Source organism: Cupriavidus sp. FW305-F7 (assembly GCF_058782875.1).
In genome coordinates, this window is record NZ_JBYSYC010000001.1 from 1 (window position 1) to 20,811 (window position 20,811).

The following is a 20,811-nucleotide window of genomic DNA, read 5'->3' on the forward strand; positions in this document are numbered from 1 at the left end:
GTGGCCGGCGGAGCTGTCATCAAGGCATGCACGCGCCTTGCGGAGAAGATGAAGCGAATCGCAGGATACCAACTGGAAGTCAGCCCGGAAGATATCTCGCTCTCTCAAGGCAAGGCCTCTGTCAATGGCGTGCCCGGCATGTCGGTCACGATAGAGACGATCGCCCAGACAGCGTACATGATCGGAATGGGTGACATGCCCGAGGGAGAAACGATTGGCCTGGACGCGCTGGAATTCTACGATCCGCCCTCGTCCACGTACGCTATGGCCTGCCATGTTGCTCAGGTGGCGGTGGATCCGGGAACGGGGCTTGTTACCGTGGAGCGCTACTACGTCGTCCACGACTGCGGGCGAGTCCTGAATCCGCAGATCGTCGATGGACAAGTGGTCGGAGCAATTGTCCAGGGTATTGGCGCCGTACTGATGGAGGGCGCCCGCTACAGTGAGGATGGGCAGCCTGTAGCGACGACTCTGCTTGATTACACAATACCCACAATGCTTGACGTGCCAGAGATCGTGGTCGATCACATCGAGACACCATCGACGTTCACGCTTGGCGGCATGAAAGGCGCGGGGGAGAGCGGCGCCGTTGGCGTGGTTCCGGCGCTCATCCTTGCGGTCACTGATGCCTTGTCGGCCTACAAGGCTCAGATCACGACTATGCCGCTGACGCCGAGCAACGTCCTGAAGCTGATGGGCGTGGTGGGGACGCCTTCCTGAGACTGGTGCGGATGCGGCAGGGTTGGCAATGGATACTTCTGGACGTGTCGAAGGCGTCTGAGAATCTGCGAACCCTGTGCCGCCGTACCAGGATCTTGTCAATGCACTGGCTCTGCTAGACGGGGCCATCGGTTCTCGTGGGCCAGAGCGTCGGCCCCGCTGTCGCGCGCCAGCTCACCTGGCGCCATCCGGAGTTCATTCTCGCTGTCGCGGCCCTGGCGCAAGCGTTGGTAGCATTGCCCCGCCTTCCCCCGCTCGACAACTTCTCCGGGACCGCGCGTGAAGGCTCTCGGCAGCGCTCTATCAATTCCGGCAGGTTGGTTTCCTGAAGCTGCTATTGCGCTATTTCACCTTTCTCGTTCTGTGCGGCCCACGTACTGGCAACGCGGCGGTCTACCCGCGAGCTTCGCACGCATGCACGGAATTCTCTCGCGATCGCCACGAAGATGCATGGTGCATGAAGTCTCCTCTGCGCGTTGCCCTCAGCACCGTCCGGGTGAAGTTCGGCATCGTCTACCTTTTTGGTTACGCATAAAGAGTGCGTATATGCCCAGTGTGTGTGCGGCCGTTTTTTCCTTGGAAACATAGCTACATATCGTATTGACATACATACGCACCGTAGTTAAAGTCTTTTCGTCGCATATCGAGCGAGAGGCTTTGGTGTGGAGATGCCAGACTCGAAGCGCACGCATGAACGGATGCGTTGGGATCCAAGTTGCGCGCATGCACTGTTCCACTGCCATTGCGCTGGCGAGTGGTCCCATCGATAGACAGGTGACGACCTGGGAGGCCTTCGTCTGTCCCGCAAGCGTTTCCAGCGTCGGCAGACACGGGGTGGTCAATCGCCAAATCCGAGGGGGATTAGGAAGGGAAGACTACTGAAGCTACAGCGCGATCCAGCGAGCCATCAACAAAGAAAACTAGCCACAGGAGAGAGGGAACAGTATGCGTAAGACAGTCACGGCACTGATTGCCATCGGTGCCGCAGGGATTCCTTTTGCCGCGCAGGCCGATGTAACGCTGTACGGCCTGATCGACACGACCATTCGATTTTCCACCAATGAGAATGCAGCGGGAGACAGCAAGTGGCAGATGTCGGACGGTCTGATTACAGGCAGCCGCTGGGGTATCCGGGGCACGGAGGATCTTGGCGGTAACCTAAAGACCTGGTATATCCTCGAATCAGGTTATGCGCCAGATACAGGTGTTAGTTTGCAGGGCGGGCGGCTGTTTGGCCGCACCGCTGTGGTGGGGCTTGACGGCGATTTTGGCAGGATCGTGTTCGGGCGGCAATACACGCTCGCCAGTGACATCATTGGTTCCTACGATGCCTTGTCAGTGGCCAATCACGGTATTATCGGGTTCCAGGGGGGCAACTATACGGGACTGCGCTACGACAACACCGTCAAGTACATCAAGTCTTTTGGGCCACTGCAAGTGGCGGGTGCATACACGTTTGGAGAAGTTGCAGGTAACTTCTCAGGCAACAGTGCCGCTGCCGGCTCTTTGGTCTACAGCTCTGGGCCGCTGGAGATCGGTGGGGTTTATCAGGTCACTCACGACGTCTCTACTGCCTACTTCGGCGCGGTGCCGCCATCTCAGGCCAGCAAGCAAACGTTCTTCAGCATTGGCGGAACCTATAAAGCATCCCGCACGCAGTACTTTCTCGGCTACTCGAACAATCGCCTTGATGTAGCAGACTACCGCAATGACCTGATTTATGCGGGCATCCGATTCAATCTAACGGGAGCGCTGGCTCTCGTGGGCGAGTTCAACTACGATTGGCTTCAGCATGCTGGCCAGGGTGGCAAGCGGCTATCAACGGCAGCGATGCTGGACTATAACGTCAGCAAGCGTACCGACGTCTATCTGGAAGCTGACTACACGCATCTACGCGGTGCCTGGGTGGCCTTGAATGGCTCGCCTGGTTTCATCAGCAGCGCAAACACTTTTGGCAACAGCACGCGCCTTGGCGTGATGGCGGGCCTGCGTCACAAATTCTAATGGAATTAACCGTGCTCATTGGCCTATGAATCCGTCAACTTCTGCGCTGAACTGCTCGGCCTTCGCGGCAATGAATCTCGATAACCTGAGAGAACTCTCATGACACGCTATCCTCCCATCGCGCCTGAAGACATGTACTACGAGCAAAAGCGCGTATTTCAGGCAGTTTCCAGCCGCCGCAAGCCCTCGGCCTCGTCAGAAGGCGGCGTCGAGGGGCCTTTCGTGCCGCTGGTGCACGTACCCGGCATCCTCGATCGGCTGCAATCGCTTGGCGAGTACTGCCGTTTCCATACTGCCATTCCGCCAAAGCTGCGAGAACTGGCAATCATGATCACGGCCCGTCACGTAGCAGCGCAGCTTGAGTTCCATGTGCATGCCATGGAAGCCCGTGAATTTGGCCTCGCCGAAGAGGCAATCGAAGCGATTGCGGCGAGGCGCCGTCCCGCGGCGTTGGATGACGACGAGGCGATCGTCTATGACTTCTGCACTGCCTTGTTCGCAGAGGGTCGCGTGTCCGATGCCCTATTTGATCCCGCGGCGGAGCGGTTTGGCAGGGCGGCAATTATCGACCTCATTGCGACCTGCGGTTACTACGCGACGCTAGGCCTAGTCATTAACGTGGCGAAGCCGGCGACACCCGCATTCCTGGCGGGCTTCGTCCCGGCCTTTCCTGTTCCGAACGATTGAAGGAGTCTCCCAATGCGATTTCCAGAGCTAGCCCCAGACGAAATGACGCCAAGACAGCGCGAGGTTGCCGCGGCCATCGGCGAGCGAAGGGTTGGTGGCCTTAACGGCCCTTATGTGCCACTCCTCTACTCGCCAGAAATTGCAGACCGCGCACAGTTGCTGGGCGATTACCTTCGCTACAATCTGAGAGTTCCGGAGCGGTTGCGCGTTCTCGCCGTCTTGGTGGCCGCTGGTCGGTACCGAGGCAGCGACGCCGCTGCATTTCTTCAACTGGATGCCATCCAGGAATCCGGGCTCGCGGCGTCGACGATCGATGCTTTGTGCAATGGGCGCCGACCCGACGAGATGACTCCGGATGAGGAGATGGTCTACGAGTATTGCATGGAGCTGACGCGATCTGGCCGTGTCAAGGGTGTCACATACGACAAGCTCTCGGCTCGCCTTGGTGCCGAGATCTGCCTGGAGTTGGTTGCCGTCTGCGGCTGTGCGTCCTTTCTCACCATGGTTATTAACGTGACGGAATCCACAATCTAATAGAAAGTGAGTAATAGTCACTCATCCGGGGGGCGCCGTTACACCGGTGAGTCTGGCGAGTTTAATGAACAGAAGGCGTGCGCCCCGCTGTCTGTACCTCAAGGCGGTATTCGTCGCAGCAAGTGTAAAAGCACTGATTTCCGTACGACGCCAAGGTGTGCTCTGGGGGCACGTGCGAAGTCTTAATGCGCTAACGCTGCCGACAGCTCCCCAATCGTGATGGCGCATTGCATGAGCAGCGGCGCGACGCGTTGGTGCAGGATCCGCTCGGGCAGTTGCTCCGCTGGGCCACCGCAGGACAGGAGCCTGCGCCGGCCGAGATGCGCAGATTGAGCATGACGCTGATGCTGTGGTTGCTTGGCCTGCTCTCCCCGAGCGATGTCCAATAGCCCTGGTTGCGGTATGACTGGATCGCGTGGTCGAGTTCGCTGCGCAAGATCCCAGTTTGCGGTTATCGCCATGTGCCAGATGCGCAACAATCTTTTCCTTCTCGTTGTCACTGTAGGACGCCATGTGCGCGCGGCCCATGGCCCTACGCGGAAGCGCATACCGGTAGCCCACATAGCTCGGGGCTGGAATGTCGGGATTGGTGCATGCGTCGCTGCACCACGGTAAGGCCAGAGATAAAGTCAAGTTATGAAGGTGATCGTGGCCGGTCGTCAAACCGCGAGTCTCTGCTGAACCGGCGGATTGTCTTGCTCTTGCGCCGGCGCAACGTCCTTGAAGGGGACGCCCTTCAAGAGCAGTTCGATGTGTTCGGCACCGTTGATGCGGCGCCAGGTTTTCTCGGCTTCCTCGATCAGCCTGAAGGGCAGGCCAAGGAAGGTCGCTCGTGACACGCAATTGCGCGTGCGCGTCGTGTGGTGTGCTGGCAGTACTTCTGGGCGAGGAGTACTTCCTGATGCGGCTGTCGTGTGACCCGATATTTCCGACAGGTCCTGGGTGAGGCATGGCGTCGAGGAACTGCTGGACACGAGGATTGCTGCTGCCACTGCCGTGCACATGAAGGTGATCAAACCGGCCGAGTTCGAACGGGTCATCGTCGACACCACGGTGCAAGAGAAGGCCAATGCCTATCCGCTCAACAGCCGGCTGCTGTAAGTAGCGCGGGCCAAGGTGGTGCAACTGGCCAAACGCGCCGGCATCCAGCTCAAGCAGACCTTGCCAGGGAAGGCAAGTCGTTGCGATTTCGTGCGGGTGGTTATGCACACGCCAAGCAGTTCAAACGGCTGAGAACCGTGTTCAAGCGTCAGCGCACCGTGCTCGGCCGCGCACTACGTGATATCGAACGCAAGATGACGGCGCTCGCGGAGGATAAGCAAGAGCGTCTGCGTCCCTGGCTCGAATGCGCCCGACGCATTGCGCAGCAACGTGCCAAGGACAAGCTCTATACCCTGCACGCAGCCGAGATGGAGTGTGTCGCCAAGGGCAAGGCCCGTCAGCCCTACGAGTTCCGCGTGAAGGTGAGCCTGGCGATCACCGCCAATCAGGGACCTCATCGTCGGTGCGCGCAGCTTCCCCGGCAATCCCTATGACGGCCACACGCCGCACGCCCAACTGGAGCAGACCACTATCCTGCTGCAGGACCTGCTCGGATCGCCCCGACCTCGCACTGCCATCGTTGACCTCGGTTACCGCGGGGTCGATGCCGAAGTGGCGCCAGTGAAGATGAATCATCGCGGCAGGATCAAAACCATGAATCGTCGTCAGCGCAGAACGTTCAAACGTCGCCAAGCGGGCGAGCTTGTCTTCGGTCATGTCAAAGGGAATCACGACATACGCCGGAACTGGTTGAAGGGCGAACTCGGTGACGCCAACCATCCTATCCTCTGTGCTGCAGGCTTCAATCTCCGTTGGTTGCTGCGAGCAATTTCCCGCCAGGGCGTTCACCGGCTTTTTTACGTTCTGAGCCTGCTCACAGTCATGGCTCGCTTCGCCACGGGCGCAGGCCAATCGACTCTGTCCGCATGCCTGGGTCAACTGATACGACCAGAATCCGCCACCTTTCGGCCGAACCCACAATCCGAATTTTGCAGGTCCGACTATTTATTCGAAGAAGCCCTACGACGACATGAATCGACGAGTCCCCTTCCTTCCGCGGCATAGCGATGACTATCGCCTGGCAAGGCACAACCCATCGTGAGTGAGCACACTCGGGTATCGATGTTCGCGTCAGGCAACAACGGCCTTAAAAAAATGCGCTTGCAAGAACGAAAAATTCACAATGAGACATGGCTCCAGACGGCTTAGAAAATATATACCCTTCGTACGTTCCTGTGCTAGCATGGAATCACAGCATTGTCATGGAACATCGCGCCAGGGGGCCGACGCAAGCCCTTGAAATGAAGGCAGGGTTTGAGGAAGCGCTGGGAGGGAGCAATCACTCGTCATAGGCACAGCCATCAACGTGTTTATGTTGGGGACGATGACTATCGCTACCGGGGATCGAAACCTAGCGGATTGACCCAAGCCACCCGGCCTGCCATCATGCGGAAAATATGTACCATTTGTATATTGGCGTGCTAGCATGCGCAGTAACCGCGTTACATCGCGCAGTCGGCGTGACGAATGTTCTTGAAGTGAGTCGAGGTTAGCGGTTTGCGAACGACTTAGAGCGTGTTATGCACTTTGCAGAATGGGGACTGCATGAACAAGCATGAGCATGGCGAAGACAACGAAATGCAAGCCAGCCAGGGTTTCTGGCAAACGTTCATAGTCTCGTGCGAGCCGGCGAAAGCGATTGCCCCAGCCGAAGCTGCAATCCACAACCGATCGTCTGGGCAGCAGGACGAAGCCTTTCTTGGCTTCGGGCAGTCGAATCACCTGCAACTCTATGCCTTCATTGCGCGCCGCCTCTGTCGACTCATCACCGGTGTAGCCCTGGTCTGCAAAGGCAACCTTCGTAGTTTGGCCGCTTGCACGCTGGACCTGTTGCGCCAGTTCTTGGACTTGAGCCCGCTCTTGTTCGTTGGCCGGCGTTATATGTACCGCGAGCAAGGAGCGGAGCGTGTCGACGGCCATATGAACTTTGCTTCCCCGCTTGCGCTTGTACCCATTGTATCCAGCCCTTGGTCCGCTTTCACATGTCGACTGCAACGTCCGACCGTCGAGAATCACGGCCCTGGGCTGGCCACGACGACCCTGTGCAACACGCAGTATCGAACGCAAGTTGCTCACCATTGCTTCAAAGCACGCCGCGCGCAACCGGCGCTGCGTTTGCTGATAGTCCGCCTCCCACGGCGGGAAATTAGTCGGCAGCAGTCGCCAGGCTGCTCCCGCATGTGCTATCCAGCGCAGCGCATTGAAAATTCGCGCAACTCACGCTTGCGCTGTGGAGCGTCCTTGTCCATCAGCGTCAAATACGGCGCTACAAAGCTCCCATTCGTCGTCCGACACGCCCGTCAGGTACGGTCTGCGTTTCGTCATCTCCCTATGACATCAGCGGTGACGAGAAGTGCATAGCATTCTCTAGAGAAGCTGTTGCGAAATTATTTCATGCAGGGCTTTAGCCTGCTCCAGCAAATCAGCGAACAGGCAAGGGACAGGAAGGCTTCGTGGACATGGGCATGTCGTTCGTATCGAATCTTCAGGCGGCTGAACGAGTGGAGCCAAGCAATCGAGCGCTCCACGACCCAGCGCGTTTTGCCGAGCCCACTGCCGTAAGGCGACCCGATTTTGGCAAGCTCGGGCGTGATGCCGCGCTAGCGCAGGCGGTGTCGGTGTTGCTCGAAACTGTAACCCCGGTCGCCTTGGACGATTTTCGGCTTACGCAGAGGGCGTCCGCGCTTTCCGAGAATGGGAGGAATCGCCTCGATCAGCGCATCAAGTTGCGTGATGTCGTTGCAGTTCGCGCCGGTCAGGATGACCGCGAGTGGGATGCCTTGCGCGTCGACGACAAGGTGATGCTTGTTGCCGAGCTTGCGCCGGTCTGTTGGGCTCGGAGCGGTATTTTTCCCGCCAGCATGGCGAGGACCGAGGCGCTGTCGACAATGGCGCGCGCCATATCGAGTCGGCCGCGCCGGCGCAATTCGGCAAGCAGTATCTCGTGGCTCCGTTGTCAGACGCCAGCCTCCTGCCACGCAACCAGCGGCCGCCAGCATGCGGTGCCCGAGCCACAGCCCATCTCTTGCGGCCGTAGGTTCCAGGCGATGCCAGAGCGCAGCACGAACACGATGCCAGTCAGCACCGCTCGGTCTGGCGTCGGCTTGCATCCTGCATATCGGCGGTTGCGCGGCGCCCGCGCCGGCCACAACGGTTCGATGAGTGACCACAGTTCGTCGTCTATCAGTTCTCCGGGCATCGATTCCTGTCAGGCAAAACAAGACAGGAAGTTAACACCCGCTCAAAAAAGTTAACAGACCCTCTGGGTAATTTCGCGACAACTTCTTCGTGAGGATATGCAATGACGCAGCAGTGTATCGGAAGTAGGGGAGCTGGAGGTCTCACGGCCGGAGGTCTTCTTCAGCGGGTTTCTAAGGTGGCCGCTTGCGTGCGGGTGAAACAGTGCTCATACGTCGGAGTGAGAAACCCACGGTCTTCAACAATTCCGGAATTCTCGAGCTTTTGCGGGGAGGCTCAGTCATCAAAAAAACACAGCACTTGTGGGCGCGCAATCACCTATCTAGAAAGATAGCGTCGGACAACCATGTGAGATCCGCTCCCCGTGAGGTTGACGACGGAGCGAACATTTCCCTCCAAATGCCAGGTGCAGATATGCGTGAGACCTATTTTTCCCTGAACTCGGTACTGCGAGTTTTTTTAGTATTCCTGAGCTTCCTAGCGAGCTCCTCCGCTTACTCCGTTACCCTCGATGAAGCGAAGCGAAATCTTCCAGAATCGATCAAGAGCAGTGGAACCATTCGTGTGGCCGTGTACCTTCAGTGGGCGCCGTTTGGCTATGTTGACGAAAAGGGTCAGCCAACGGGGATTGATGTTGAGCTTGCGAAGCTCCTCGGTCGGAAACTTGGGCTAACTGTGCAATTGAACGATATTGGTTCTGCTTCGATTATTCCTGGCGTGTCGTCTGGCCGATTTGACATGTCTGCGGCGCAGCTTTCTATCACAGAGGAACGAGAAAAAGTGGTTGATTTCGTGCCTTATTTCAAGAACGATTGGAATTTGCTTACAAAAAAGGGCGCGCCAAGTATAGACATTAATAATCTATGCGGACATACGCTTGCCGTCACGCAAGGCAGTGCACAGGCTCTGATGATCGATAAAATCTCCGATAATTGCCTCGCTACGACTGGAAAAAAAGTTAATACTATCTATTTCAAGGACGGCGCGCAATCATATTTGGCAGTGGCTAATGGACGTGGCGATGGATTTATCGCAGCGAAGGCAGTAGGGCTATATCTTTCCAAGCATAATCATAACCTCGATGTGTCAAAAGATGTGCTGCGCGGCTATTCTGTGCTTTGTGGGATAGCCGTGAATAAAAATTTGCCAAAGCTGAAGGAAGCCTTAAGCGCCGCGCTGAGTGAGGCGATGATGGATGGTAGCTATCAGGCACTGTTAAAAAAATATGGGGTTCCGGAAAGTGCATATACTTCCCAATAGGAGCGCCGTGAGATGAAAATGACCGCTCACACTTTTACTATGAAAGACGTCACACCAGTGATTAAAGAGCCAAACCGTCCTGGTCGCGTAGTTGGAATACTTATCGCTCTCATTTTCATATCCTGGATCGTCTACCAGATGTTGACAAATAGAGGGTTCCAGTGGGATGTGGTTGGTAGATATCTGTTTCACCGGGATGTTATCAAGGGGGTTGTGACGACTGTTGTTTTGACCATACTGGTGATGATCATTGGAATGGTTACTGGGACTATTCTGGGGATCATGTCTATCTCTAGCGATAGATTCTTCCGGCATTGCGCCAGTACATTTGTCTGGTTCTTCCGCGGGTCACCAGTCCTTGTTCAGCTCGTTTTTTGGTATAACCTGGCGGCGTTATTTCCCATCCTAGAACTCGGCATTCCGTTTGGGGGGCCAAAATTCTTCGAGGTTTCGGCGACCCTTGCGATTTCTTCGTTTACCGCGGCATTGCTAGGTTTGGGTTTGTGTGAGGGAGCATATATGTGTGAAATTATCCGTTCGGGATTGCTTTCAGTCGATCCTGGTCAACGCGAAGCTTCGCAGGCGCTGGGCCACAAGCCACGACAAACATTTTTTATTGTCATCCTTCCGCAGGCTATGAAAGCAATTATTCCACCGACTGGTAACCAGGTGATTGGAATGTTGAAATACACGTCGATAGCAAGTGTCGTTGCACTCCCAGAGCTTATGCATTCCGTTGAGACAATCTATTCCAGAACTTTTGAAACGGTACCGCTCCTAATTGTCGCTTCAATCTGGTATCTGGCGCTGGTGACCATACTGTCCTGTGTTCAATTTAAGATCGAGCAGTATTATGCCAAGAGCACGTCGAGCAATTTCCGACCACAGCTGAGTGAGATCTAGTTATGTCGAAAGATATGAAGGATTCAGTGCTTGTTCGGATAAACGGTGTGCATAATAGCAAGGATGGGGCGGCAATATTGAAAGACATTGACCTAGAAATCGAGCGCGGAAAGGTTGTTTGTCTTTTAGGTCCATCCGGCGCGGGGAAAAGTACTCTTTTGCGCTGTATAAATGCAATTGAGAGGTTCGACTCGGGCGTTATCTATGTTGACGGTGAGCCGATCGGTTTCCAGGAGGAAAATGGAGCGCTTGTGAGATTGCGGGAGCGCGATGTTGCTCGTCAACGGGCGGAAATTGGCATGGTTTTCCAGAATTTTAATCTCTTTCCGCATTTGTCCGTACTTGAAAACATCATCAATGCTCCGATCAGGGTGAAGGGTATCGGCCGCAAGCGAGCTGTTGAGATTGCCCAGGATCTATTGAATAAGATAGGACTTTCGGAAAAGATTAACTACTATCCACGACAATTATCCGGAGGACAACAGCAGCGGATTGCCATTGCGCGTGCATTAGCGATGACGCCGAAGTTGATGCTTTTCGACGAGCCAACTTCCGCCCTTGATCCGCATATCACCGGTGAAGTGTTGGACGTTTTGCGTACCCTCGCTTCCTCCGGTATGACCATGGTCGTTGTGACCCATGAGATTTCGTTTGCTCAGGAAGTTGCCGATGATGTCGTGATAATGAGTGAAGGAAGAATCATTGAAAAAGGCCCGGTCGACAGAGTTCTGCTCAATCCGAGTAATCCGATAACTAAAATGTTTCTATCGAAGTCCGTTCGTGCTGCAGCTTGACCAATGTCGGCAAGGGCGCGAATTTATCTGTGAGTGAGATTAGGAGTGTATAAATGAAAAAGATGCACCTCGGAACGATGGTTCTTGGGACTGGCCATCATGTCTCCGGATGGAGAATGCCGGGCGCTGAATTTGGCTCGGAGAATATTGATCTAATCCGAAAGATCGCGCTCAATGCTGAGCGTGGTAAGTTCGACTTTATCTTCTTTGCTGATGGTCTCGACACTAGCGCGGATGCACATCCGGGGACTCAGGTCAGACTGGAGCCGCTGACACTGTTGGGGGCACTGTCAATGGTGACCACAAAGGTGGGGTTGGTGGCCACCGTCTCCACGACGTACTCACAGCCCTATAACACGGCAAGAGCACTAGCGTCAATTGATCAAATGAGTTCGGGGAGGGCTGGCTGGAACGTTGTGACTGGCGGTATTCCAAACGTTGCGTTCAATTTTGGCAATGAAGCGCATCCAGATCATGCATCTCGGTATGAAATGGCTGCGGAGTACTTGGCTGTTACCAAGGGTCTTTGGGACAGTTGGGAAGATGATGCACTAGTCGCAGACAAAGCTCGGGGTATCTACATGGATGCCTCAAAAATGCATTATCTGAATCACCAAGGGAAGTTCTTTCAGGTAAAAGGTCCCCTCAATGCAAGTCGTCCACCGCAAGGGTACCCCGTTATTTTCCAGGCCGGTGCTTCTGACAAAGGCAAGGACTTTGCAGCATCTTCCGCGGAGGTGGTATTCGCGACGCAACAGATCCTAGAGCAAGCTGTTGATTTTACGCGCGATCTCAAAGATCGTTGCGAGCAGTTTGGCAGGAGCAGAGATTCTATTAGGGTGATGCTTGGGGTCTCTCCGATTATTGGAAAGACCCTTGAGGAAGCCAAGGAGAAAATTTCCGATCTGGCGAAGCTGATCGACCCTGCAACGGCCTTGAGGGTACTCTCAGATCGGCTAGGACACGACTTGACTCCTTATGCGTTGGACGAACCCATTCCGGATCTTCCGGAGTCGTCTATGACGCAAGGCCACGCGATCGCTCTTAAAGCTGTAGCTAGGAAATACGGCATGACCCTGCGCGAACTAAGAGATTATGCGGCGGTAAGCCTCGGCCATCGACTGGTTATGGGTACGCCAGATCAAGTGGCGGATGACTTGCAGATGTGGTTTGAGCGCGGAGCTGCCGATGGGTTTGTTCTGATGCATCCATTCTTGCCAGGCCCTGCCGAGGATTTTGTCAATGAGGTGATTCCACTTCTGGTCAAGAGGGGCATCTTCAGAAGCGAATATGAGGGCGTAACATTGCGCGACTATTTGGGCCTGCAGCGTCCAGCACATCCTACCTCGGTAAATCGCTCACGCGCATAGAAAAATTGAGGAAATGATGGAGCAAAGTATTTTTTGGGATGCGGCATCCAAACTTAAATGGTCTTGAGGAAAGATACTTAAATATTGTGCCAAAGTCATCTTAAGCTTCATCCGGAAAGATCACTCTGGATCCGCGTCATCCTTTCCCCCTCTAACCCTAAGCAAGAGGCCAGCATGAGCATACCGTCCGCCAGTGCCACAATCACTCCCACCGAAATCCCTACCTTGGACGCACGAGACTTCCGAAACGCGCTGGGAGCATTCGTTACTGGGGTGACCGTCGTGACTGCGACACCGGAAGGAAAACCGATCGGCTTCACGGCAAACTCTTTCAGTTCCGTCTCGCTTGATCCTCCGTTGATCTCCATTTGCATCGGAAAATCTTCCTCAAACTTCGACGCCTTCAGCCGCACTGACAGGTTCAATGTCAGCATTCTTTCGGAGGAGCAAAAGGATGTTTCCAAAACCTTCTCCGCGAAAGGCATCGATCGATTTGCGCAGGTGAACTGGAGACCCGGAAAACTCGGGGCACCAATCATCGAGGGCACCTCAGCGTGGTTCGAGTGCACTCTTCACCAGCGAGTCGATGCTGGAGACCACCAGATCTTGATCGGACATGTTCGCTCCTTTGGGCACAACACCGGCAGCCCACTAGGCTTCTGTCGCGGCAACTACGTTTTGTTCCATCTAGGACAGGAAGTGGCAAATCTGTCGACTACGAAGGCCAAGGTGGGGGCGCTGCTCGAAACGCCTGATGGTATCTTGATGGTTCCCGACGAGCGGGGCCTCCTCGTTCTGCCGCACGCGCAACAGCTTGGTAGCCGGAAGTCGCAAGACGGTCTGTATCAGATGCTCGCGGGCCTGATCGAGAACTTCGAGGTGGACTTCCTATATTCCCTGTGGGAAGAGAAGGACGGCGGATTCTTCAATATCTACTACCGGGGAACGGCCGAGGGTGACCTGCGCGACAGGAATGTGCGAGTTGTTCCACTGCACGCATTGAAGGACCTGGAGACGACGCGCGACCTGTCCATCATGTTGAAACGCTACGTCAATGAGCGAGAGGACTTCAGATACTCGGTCTATCCCGGACTGACACCCTGACCAAGTTGTGTATCACGACGCAACGGAACGCTGAGGGTGACCCAAAGCGTTTGCGCAACGCGCCGGCTGCCCCTCAGGTACCCGCGCACATGTGGCGCGGGCGCCCGACAGCAGACACGTCTTCTTAGATCAGTTTCTGGCACGGCCGTCGATTCACCGTTGCGCGATCGTGTGCACAACTTGCTTGCAATTCCTTGCCCCACTGAATCAAGAGGTGTACCCGTGAAAGCTTTCTCCCGACGTATCCTGCTGGCAACGTTCAGCGCCGCCGCCCTCAGCGTCGGCGATGCGGCGCTGGCCCAACCCTACCCCAACAAGCCAATCACCATTGTTGTGCCGTTCCCCGCGGGAGCGGGCATGGACGTGGTTGCGCGGGCCCTGGGGGAGAAACTGGCAAAAAGGGTGGGGCAGCCCGTTCTCGTCGAAAACCGGAGCGGCGCAAGCGGCACCATCGGCAATCGTTACGTGGCCCAAAGCCCCAAGGACGGTTATACGCTGCTCTTGGCGTCGACAAGCCTTTCGTTCGCGCAGATGGTGCTCAAAACATCGCCGGCGAATGGCTATGATGCGTTGAATGACTTTGCGCCTATCATCGAGATCGGTAGGACGCCAGTCTTCCTGGTGACCAATTCGGCGAGCGGTTTCAAGTCATTCAAGGAGGTCTTAGTCGCCGCCAAGTCTAAGCGGATGGCCTACGCCAGTGCCGGGTCAGGCTCAACGAACCACATCGTCGGCGAGATCGTGAACAAAGTGACCGGCGTGAACCTCGATCACGTTCCGTACAAAGGGTCAGCACCTGCCGTGACAGATCTGGCGGGTGGTCATATCCCGTTTGCTTATGTAGCGTTGTCCACTGTCAAGCCCTACATGGCGAGCGGAAGGCTTATTCCCTTGGCTGTGGCGAGCGGTGAACGGTCAAAACTCGCTCCGGAGATCCCTACGCTGAACGAATATGGCTACAAGGGTATTGACTATGACACATGGTATGGGCTTTTCGGTCCAAGGGGTATGCCCGCAGAAGCGATCAAGTTGCTTAACTCGCATCTCAACGAAATCTTGGTGCTGCCAGAGATCGTCAAGGTCCTAGCCGACCAGGGGACGTCGGTAACGGGCGGAACGCCGGAGTCGCTCGGTAAAGCAAACCAGACAGATTCCGAGCGATGGGGTAAGGTCATCAAGGAAACAGGGATCCAAGCCGACTGATCAACAACGTAGCCGACAGCCTCCGGTGATGCATCGATGTCCTCGTTCTGTACGTGAAATGTTCCCAGCGAATCCCGCTGATGGCATCACGAAGCGTCTGTCATCGTACTTACATCTGCGCCATTCCACAGCGGATATGCCATCCCCGCCCCGTGTGGGGAACGCTGGGGTCGAGAGTGGCATCTTTGGCCTCATCTCTTGCCATGGCGTGGGGGCCCGCAAACTTTGGAGCTATCGATATGAAGCGCTATCCGGAAATCGAACCGAGGGACATGTATTTCGAGCAACGCCGTGTCTTCGATGCGGTGTCTGCTCGTCGAAAGGGTGGGATCGCGGGCCCGTTCGTACCCCTCGTCCATGTACCCGGCACTCTTGATCGTCTGCAGGCACTAGGTGAGCACTGTCGTTTTCATACCGGCCTACCCGATAAGTTGCGCGAACTCGCGATCCTGATCTCCGCCAGGCACGTTGCGGCACCTCTGGAGTTCCACGTCCATGCAATCGTGGCGAGACGTTTCGCATTGTCGGAAGAAATCGTCAGCGCTGTCGCGTCGGAGCGCTATCCTGCTGGCATGGACGCCGACGAGGCATTGGTTCACGAGTTCGCTACAAGCTTGTTCGCAGACGGCCGTGTTTCCGATGACGTATTCGGCCGCGCTGCGAAGCGCTTCGGCAAGGCAGTGATCATTGACCTGGTTGCCACATGCGGCTACTACGCCATGTTGGGTTTGAGTATGAACGTCACCCATGCGCCGATTCCCCCGGAATATCTCGACGACTTCGTCCCGGCCTTTGCCGTTCCTGCCGATTAAAGGAGCTTGGTGAACATCTGATCGTACTTAGCGACGCCATAGCGGTATGGCAACGCCTACCCTATCGCCATCTCGTCGCATTCAGCGCGGCATGCACCATCGCGCTGGACGCATTTATCTACATGTACCGAGGTCGTGCACTTCTAGATCCTATGTATTTACGCTGGCCGGCGAATTTTTGCCTGTAGCAATGGAGCTTTCGAGCGGATCCTGGAAGGCTTGTAGTTACTTGACAAACTATTCCTCATAGAAGCGGTCCCCGCTACGAGGAGGTGGAACTACTGGCGCGCAAGTTTGCTTCCCTGACGGCATTTCGGAGGGCCGCACGGCCCGGGACATGATGACACCGGCAGCGAGAACGCCGCCGGCAACCTCGGTCAGGAAGCGCACCCGGCCCATCCTGTGCGCTAGGAACGCACCGAGGGAATCCTCGACGTGGTCAACGGCTTGTGGGGCGGCGTCGAGGACGACGCTTTCCTGTACGACAAGCAGAGCGGGGTCTACTTCGACAACAGTAAACCAGTAAACTGCACAGGCCAGGGCAAGCACTTCTCGGTAGGGGGGCGCTCAATATCTCGCGTTCCGCTGGTGGTTCACGCGGGCTGGTCGGACGCCGGCGCGAGTTGGCCGCGCGTACCGCTAAGATAATACTCACCGCATGAGGAAGCGCTGACAGGGGGCCATCTCCGGCGCGTCAGTTTGAAGGTGACGGCCTATGAGCAGACGGAGCAGTCCGGACGTATCGACGAGGGAAGCCGTCAGACGCCATCAGTTCGACGGCTGTGAGCGCATCTACTTTGACAAGGCGCTCGTTTTGGTCATTCCAGGCTTTACCCGCAAGCTCGGTCGTACGCTGATCAATCTTGGACGGTGCGACTGCACACGTCCCCCATAGGCGCGACCTCCATACACGAGGCACGCGTTCGCGTCGCTAGCTTTGGTTTCGGCCGACGTGGCGCAGGTGAGGGCGTCGCCGACCAACGTCTGTCTGACATCCATGCAACACCCTCCGGCCTGGCGATGGCTTTCCGGCGGCAGGGCGGAAGTCGGGCCCTGATGTGTCATCGCATCTCGTGATCAATGTAATGTACGATCGGTATATATAACTCTTGAGCTTGTGGTAAATTATAACAATACCGCGAACTTTCTCAGGGCGGGGTGATCGGCGGTAATCGTGTGATACATGCGTAGCGCGCGAGCGCTTGCAGCTGCAGCGTTGCAGCAAGGTCAGTAAACCGGGTGCGATTCCGGGGCCGACGGTCAAAGTCAAGAGTCCGGATGAGAGAGAGTGGGGTTATCGCGCATGCGTGCGCGGCTTGACCCTGTGCGCCGATTTCACTTTCACAGGAGCAAGCCAGGTGACGCAAATCCAGATCACACCGCATTCCCAGCGTATTGCATTCATTCAGTCGTGCTGGCACAAAGAGATCGTCGATCAGTGCCGGACATCGTTTGTGGCGGGGCTCGCACGCGCCCGGATTAGTGAATCGGATTGCGATTTCTTCGAGGTTGCCGGCGCATTCGAGATTCCGCTGCATGCGAAGCTGTTGGCAAAGACGGGAAAGTATGGAGCAATCGCCTGTGCCGGATTCGTGGTCAATGGGGGCATCTATCGTCACGAGTTCGTGGCGCAGGCGGTCGTCAGTGGGCTTATGCATGTTCAGTTGGAAACGGAAACGGTCGTACTTTCGGCAATACTGACGCCGCACAACTTCCACGCGTCCGGTGAACATACACAGTTTTTTCGGGAGCATTTCGTTGTAAAGGGCAATGAGCTGGCAGATGCCTGCATCGACACCATCCAGAAGATTGAAGCGTTGCGCCGTGAGTGAGCCATCGACCTTATCGGTACAGCAGATTTTGTAACGCATCCACTGATGCCCGTTGGCTTTGCGGTGCTTGATCGACGCCGTGTTGCTGACGCATTTCCGAGACCTCGCCCATGTCGATCGGCTCCCGCTGTCGGTGCTGCTGGGCGAGGATGCTAAAGGGCTATCGGCCAACGTGGCGAGCCGCTTGAAGGCGCAGTGGGCAGACGAGCATGCGAGCTTGAATCAGCGTGGTCTGTCGCCGGCGCGCTATGTGTATTGGTGGGTGGAGAGCATCCACATGGGTCTGCGCAGCGAGGGCTCGGACGGGCAATGCCTGCTGGTGATCATCGGCGTTACGCCCGACGGCAGGAGGGAGCGCGTGGCGATCGGTGACGGCTATCGGGAATCGAAGGCATCGTGGGCGGAAGTACTGTTGGATCTGAAATCCCGCGGCCTGCAGGCTGGCCCGCTGGCGGGGGGCGGCGATGGCGCCGTGAGATTCTCGGCTGCCCTGGAGGAGATGTTCCCGGCCACGCGCGCCCAGCGTTGCCGGTTCCACAAGATGGGCAATGTCCTGAACGCGTTGCCAGAATCCCAGCACGGCCGCGCCAAGGCAGATCTGCAGGCGATTTGGATGGCGGCTACCAGTGCAGATGCCTCTGCCGGCGGACGGGAACTCCCGTGCTCGAGCGTTAAGTTGAATGTAGGCCAGGTCGGGCAGCCGCTGGAGAACGAGGCGCAACGTGCAATGATGATGATGGCGGCTGTGACCGCGCCACCGCGAAGTTCGCCATTCACCGGGACGCCGGTTGGTCTGCAGATCGATGCAGGTTATATCAAGGCGCCGCGGCAGGAAGATGGTAAGCGATGGACTCCCGTGGTCGCCTCCAAGCTGATTTGGCCCAAGACTCCTTGTACCCATGCGCATGCCTACGCAGTAGGGCATGACCCTAGCCAAGGGCTGCGTCAGCAGGCGTTCTTACAGTCTGTGGGCATCGGGCCCCAGGCCCCCGTCACGGTCATCAGTAATGGTGGCGATGATATTAGTTTGCGTGCAAGTTGCCATCGGTAACGGCCCGCGTGCTGGACTGGTATCACATTGGCATGCGATTCGAGAACCTCCCCATGGCACTCCGCATGCGGTTATACACAACTGCCCTAAACTAATCGTCGGCGGCTCGAAGCCCGCGCAGTGTTTTTGCGGCGACACGAACTTCTTTCAGCCCGAGCCAAATCGTCTTCACGCCGGGCTCGCCATCGCTCTTGCGGCCGAGGAAGCCGCCAAGGGTGGCAATCAGGCGAAGTACCTGATTCAGCGTTGGCTTGGCAGGCGTTCTTGACGCTGGTAGTCGCATGAGTTTCTGTTTCACGAGGTAAGGTATTGATCAAACCGGTTGCTCGATCAACCGTAAACCGTACCCTGCCCGGACATGCGGAGCGGGGTAACTGCTGTGAAGCTCCGGGGACAACGTACCCACCGGTTTATCCGGTACACGGGCCCGCGAGGGGCCGCGGAAACTGCCAGTACAGAGGCGGTGAGGGGCTACGGACGAGCGGCAACGATCAAAATACGTGAACTTCCCTTAAAGTTAAATGTCGTCATCATTGAACAAGCCAAATGTGCTGTCAGGCTTGAGCCAAAAGGCAAGTGGCAAAGCATGGTCTCTATGCGCTGGACCATCATGGCCAGGACACCGCCGGCAAATAGGTAGGTTCCGACCCGCTCTGAGACTCATGTGGAACAGGGTCCAAGGCAGGCGAATCGCAAGGAACGCGCTGTTGGCGTTGCGGGTATAGGAACACGGAAAAAGCGAAGGCCTTGCTGTAATGGGAAGGTACCGGTTATCCGGTGGCTACGTTGTCCCCGAAGCTTCACACCGAGCTGTTGCCGGGCTCGGCATGTCCGGGGTATGGAACGGTTGATGGAACAACTGGTTTCATCAGATCGTACCTTCTCCAGTGAAACAGAAACTCAAGCGAGTTTCAAGTCGCACATGAACATCGAGACCGACGTGTACCGCGCTATCGTGCTCCATGCATGGCCTCCATGCCGGAGATCACCGGGTGTGACCCTGTTCACACTGTGCTCTGGCAGCAATGCTAACCGGCGTTTGATTTGATTCCTCACGGCGGGCCAGCCTCTGCCTCATGGACAGTCATAGTGTCTTACGTAACTATGTCAATACGGCTTGTAGCTATCTCTGGCATAATGAACCAACTTTCTCGGGATTGTCTGACCCAACGCCAGAAATGAAAAAATCATCTCGCATCAGCGCAAAAGCAAGTGAGCAAGTGGGCTCGCGTTTTCAGCCTGCGACTTCGGTCTCGCATGAGGCAATGCTGGTAGATGGCAACGATGAGTTATTTCGCCACGTCCTGTTCCTCTCACGATTGTTCGCGGACAGGCTAATCATGTTTCTGGAGGCAGTCGCCCGACAGATTGGTCTCAGCGGGAACCAGTACGTGATCCTCTTGGCAATCGCTCACTCCCAGCGCAAAGGGGGCGTAACGGTTCGGGACGTCGCGGGCTACGCACTTATGGCATCGACCCACGTGACAACACAGGCCGGGGCCCTTATCCGCAAAGGTCTGGTGCTGAAGCGGCCTAATAGCGAGGACGGCCGCAGTGTGTTGTTGTTGCTCACACCGAAAGGCGAAGAAGCTATGCGCCGCATTGCATCTCTCCGCCAAGAGTTCAATGATGCTATGTTCGAGAGCGTTTCTCGAAAATCGCTGCTCGATGCCGCTAAATTTCTGGAGCAGGTGACGGCAAATAGCGAGAAGGCGCTTCCATTGCTGGAGCGCCCAGCGATCCAGGGCAAACCTGCCAGGCAACTGGGAGGTGGCATCGAAGGTGCAAACAAGGGCAGCGATCCGGAAGTCCACTTTGCCGATGGGTCGACTTCAGTGAAGGAGCGGAAGCCAACTGCGCGAGCGCGTCGCATTGGCGCGGCTGTTCAGGAGGGGGCGGGCAGAGCGGCTAGGCGCGCACATGGCAACGTGGGCTGATTACTGCCAAGTCTGGAGAAGTCCTCCAGGAGTGCTCTTGCTTCACCCCAGTCAATGGTATCGAACCCTTCTGTGAACTTTCCATGGATCTCGGCCAGGGTCTGTCGAGCAGCATCCTTCTTATCCTGATGTTGCTGTAGCCGTGCGAGGCTCAGCGTGCCTTGGAGCTCGACCGACATGGCCCCTTGTTTTCGGGCAAGGGCAATTGAATTCTGAAAGCACGCTTTGGCTTCGTTGGTCATGGTGCTTGAAGAGCCTTTCTCGCACGGCTGCTGCAGAATGAATTCTCCACTGAGCCTAA

General features: G+C 56.3%; 13 protein-coding genes and 6 pseudogenes. 15 read left to right on the forward strand and 4 right to left on the reverse strand.

Translation table 11 applies throughout. The features are described from left to right. From AC3WL8_RS00005 to AC3WL8_RS00020, 4 genes are all read left to right on the forward strand, one after another. A partial coding sequence (locus tag AC3WL8_RS00005; protein ID WP_492377636.1) for a xanthine dehydrogenase family protein molybdopterin-binding subunit occupies positions 1-720 on the forward strand: 720 nt, incomplete at its 5' end. Between the two features lie 945 nt (positions 721-1,665). Beyond that, the gene (locus AC3WL8_RS00010; protein ID WP_492377637.1) at positions 1,666-2,724 is read left to right on the forward strand and encodes a porin; all 1,059 of its coding nucleotides are present in this window, start codon (positions 1,666-1,668) and stop codon (positions 2,722-2,724) included. Positions 2,725-2,823: 99 nt separating this feature from the next. Next, positions 2,824-3,411: a carboxymuconolactone decarboxylase family protein gene (locus tag AC3WL8_RS00015; RefSeq protein ID WP_492377638.1), complete on the forward strand. Its 588-nt coding sequence runs from the start codon at positions 2,824-2,826 to the stop codon at positions 3,409-3,411. 12 nt (positions 3,412-3,423) lie between these two features. Continuing rightward, complete coding sequence (locus AC3WL8_RS00020) at positions 3,424-3,945, forward strand: carboxymuconolactone decarboxylase family protein (protein WP_492377639.1); 522 nt, start codon at positions 3,424-3,426, stop codon at positions 3,943-3,945. 659 nt (positions 3,946-4,604) lie between these two features. Here AC3WL8_RS00020 and AC3WL8_RS00025 read toward each other — a convergent pair. Beyond that, positions 4,605-4,811 (reverse strand): annotated as a pseudogene (locus AC3WL8_RS00025) (IS256 family transposase); the annotation flags it as partial. A 60-nt stretch (positions 4,812-4,871) separates the two neighbouring features. On the opposite strand from AC3WL8_RS00025, the pseudogene AC3WL8_RS00030 reads away from it, so the two are divergent. Beyond that, positions 4,872-5,862, forward strand: a pseudogene (locus AC3WL8_RS00030) (IS5 family transposase); the annotation flags it as partial. Between the two features lie 702 nt (positions 5,863-6,564). Here AC3WL8_RS00030 and AC3WL8_RS00035 read toward each other — a convergent pair. After that, positions 6,565-7,371 (reverse strand): annotated as a pseudogene (locus AC3WL8_RS00035) (IS5 family transposase). Positions 7,372-7,433: 62 nt separating this feature from the next. Further along, positions 7,434-8,245 (reverse strand): annotated as a pseudogene (locus AC3WL8_RS00040) (IS5 family transposase). Between the two features lie 413 nt (positions 8,246-8,658). On the opposite strand from AC3WL8_RS00040, the gene AC3WL8_RS00045 reads away from it, so the two are divergent. From AC3WL8_RS00045 to AC3WL8_RS00085, 9 genes and pseudogenes are all read left to right on the forward strand, one after another. Beyond that, complete coding sequence (locus AC3WL8_RS00045; protein WP_492377640.1) at positions 8,659-9,504, forward strand: ABC transporter substrate-binding protein; 846 nt, start codon at positions 8,659-8,661, stop codon at positions 9,502-9,504. A gap of 12 nt (positions 9,505-9,516) precedes the next feature. Beyond that, positions 9,517-10,407, forward strand: coding sequence for an amino acid ABC transporter permease (locus tag AC3WL8_RS00050; protein ID WP_492377641.1), 891 nt, complete (start codon positions 9,517-9,519; stop codon positions 10,405-10,407). 2 nt (positions 10,408-10,409) lie between these two features. Then, a complete protein-coding gene (locus tag AC3WL8_RS00055) occupies positions 10,410-11,201 on the forward strand; it encodes an amino acid ABC transporter ATP-binding protein (RefSeq protein ID WP_492377642.1) in 792 nt (263 codons plus the stop codon). A 53-nt stretch (positions 11,202-11,254) separates the two neighbouring features. Beyond that, positions 11,255-12,571 (forward strand): LLM class flavin-dependent oxidoreductase, encoded by a 1,317-nt coding sequence (locus AC3WL8_RS00060; protein WP_492377643.1) that lies wholly within the window; start codon positions 11,255-11,257, stop codon positions 12,569-12,571. 174 nt (positions 12,572-12,745) lie between these two features. Next, entirely contained in the window at positions 12,746-13,675 is a 930-nt protein-coding gene (locus tag AC3WL8_RS00065; protein ID WP_492377644.1) for a flavin reductase family protein, read from the forward strand. Between the two features lie 222 nt (positions 13,676-13,897). Then, on the forward strand, positions 13,898-14,878 hold the full coding sequence (locus AC3WL8_RS00070; RefSeq protein WP_492377645.1) for a Bug family tripartite tricarboxylate transporter substrate binding protein: 981 nt from the start codon (positions 13,898-13,900) through the stop codon (positions 14,876-14,878). A gap of 239 nt (positions 14,879-15,117) precedes the next feature. After that, positions 15,118-15,690, forward strand: a complete 573-nt coding sequence (locus tag AC3WL8_RS00075; protein ID WP_492377646.1) for a carboxymuconolactone decarboxylase family protein — start codon at positions 15,118-15,120, stop codon at positions 15,688-15,690. A gap of 1,358 nt (positions 15,691-17,048) precedes the next feature. After that, positions 17,049-17,522 carry a 6,7-dimethyl-8-ribityllumazine synthase gene (locus AC3WL8_RS00080; RefSeq protein ID WP_492377787.1) on the forward strand — a complete coding sequence of 158 codons (474 nt, stop codon included), beginning with the start codon at positions 17,049-17,051 and terminating at the stop codon, positions 17,520-17,522. A gap of 127 nt (positions 17,523-17,649) precedes the next feature. Then, a pseudogene (locus AC3WL8_RS00085) lies at positions 17,650-18,165 on the forward strand (transposase); the annotation flags it as partial. Between the two features lie 499 nt (positions 18,166-18,664). Here the strand turns inward: AC3WL8_RS00085 and AC3WL8_RS00090 are convergent. Further along, positions 18,665-18,823: pseudogene (locus tag AC3WL8_RS00090) on the reverse strand (IS4 family transposase); the annotation flags it as partial. An 826-nt stretch (positions 18,824-19,649) separates the two neighbouring features. Between AC3WL8_RS00090 and AC3WL8_RS00095 the strand changes: the two are divergent. Further along, positions 19,650-20,510, forward strand: coding sequence for a MarR family winged helix-turn-helix transcriptional regulator (locus tag AC3WL8_RS00095; RefSeq protein ID WP_492377647.1), 861 nt, complete (start codon positions 19,650-19,652; stop codon positions 20,508-20,510). The last annotated feature ends 301 nt before the right edge of the window (positions 20,511-20,811 follow it).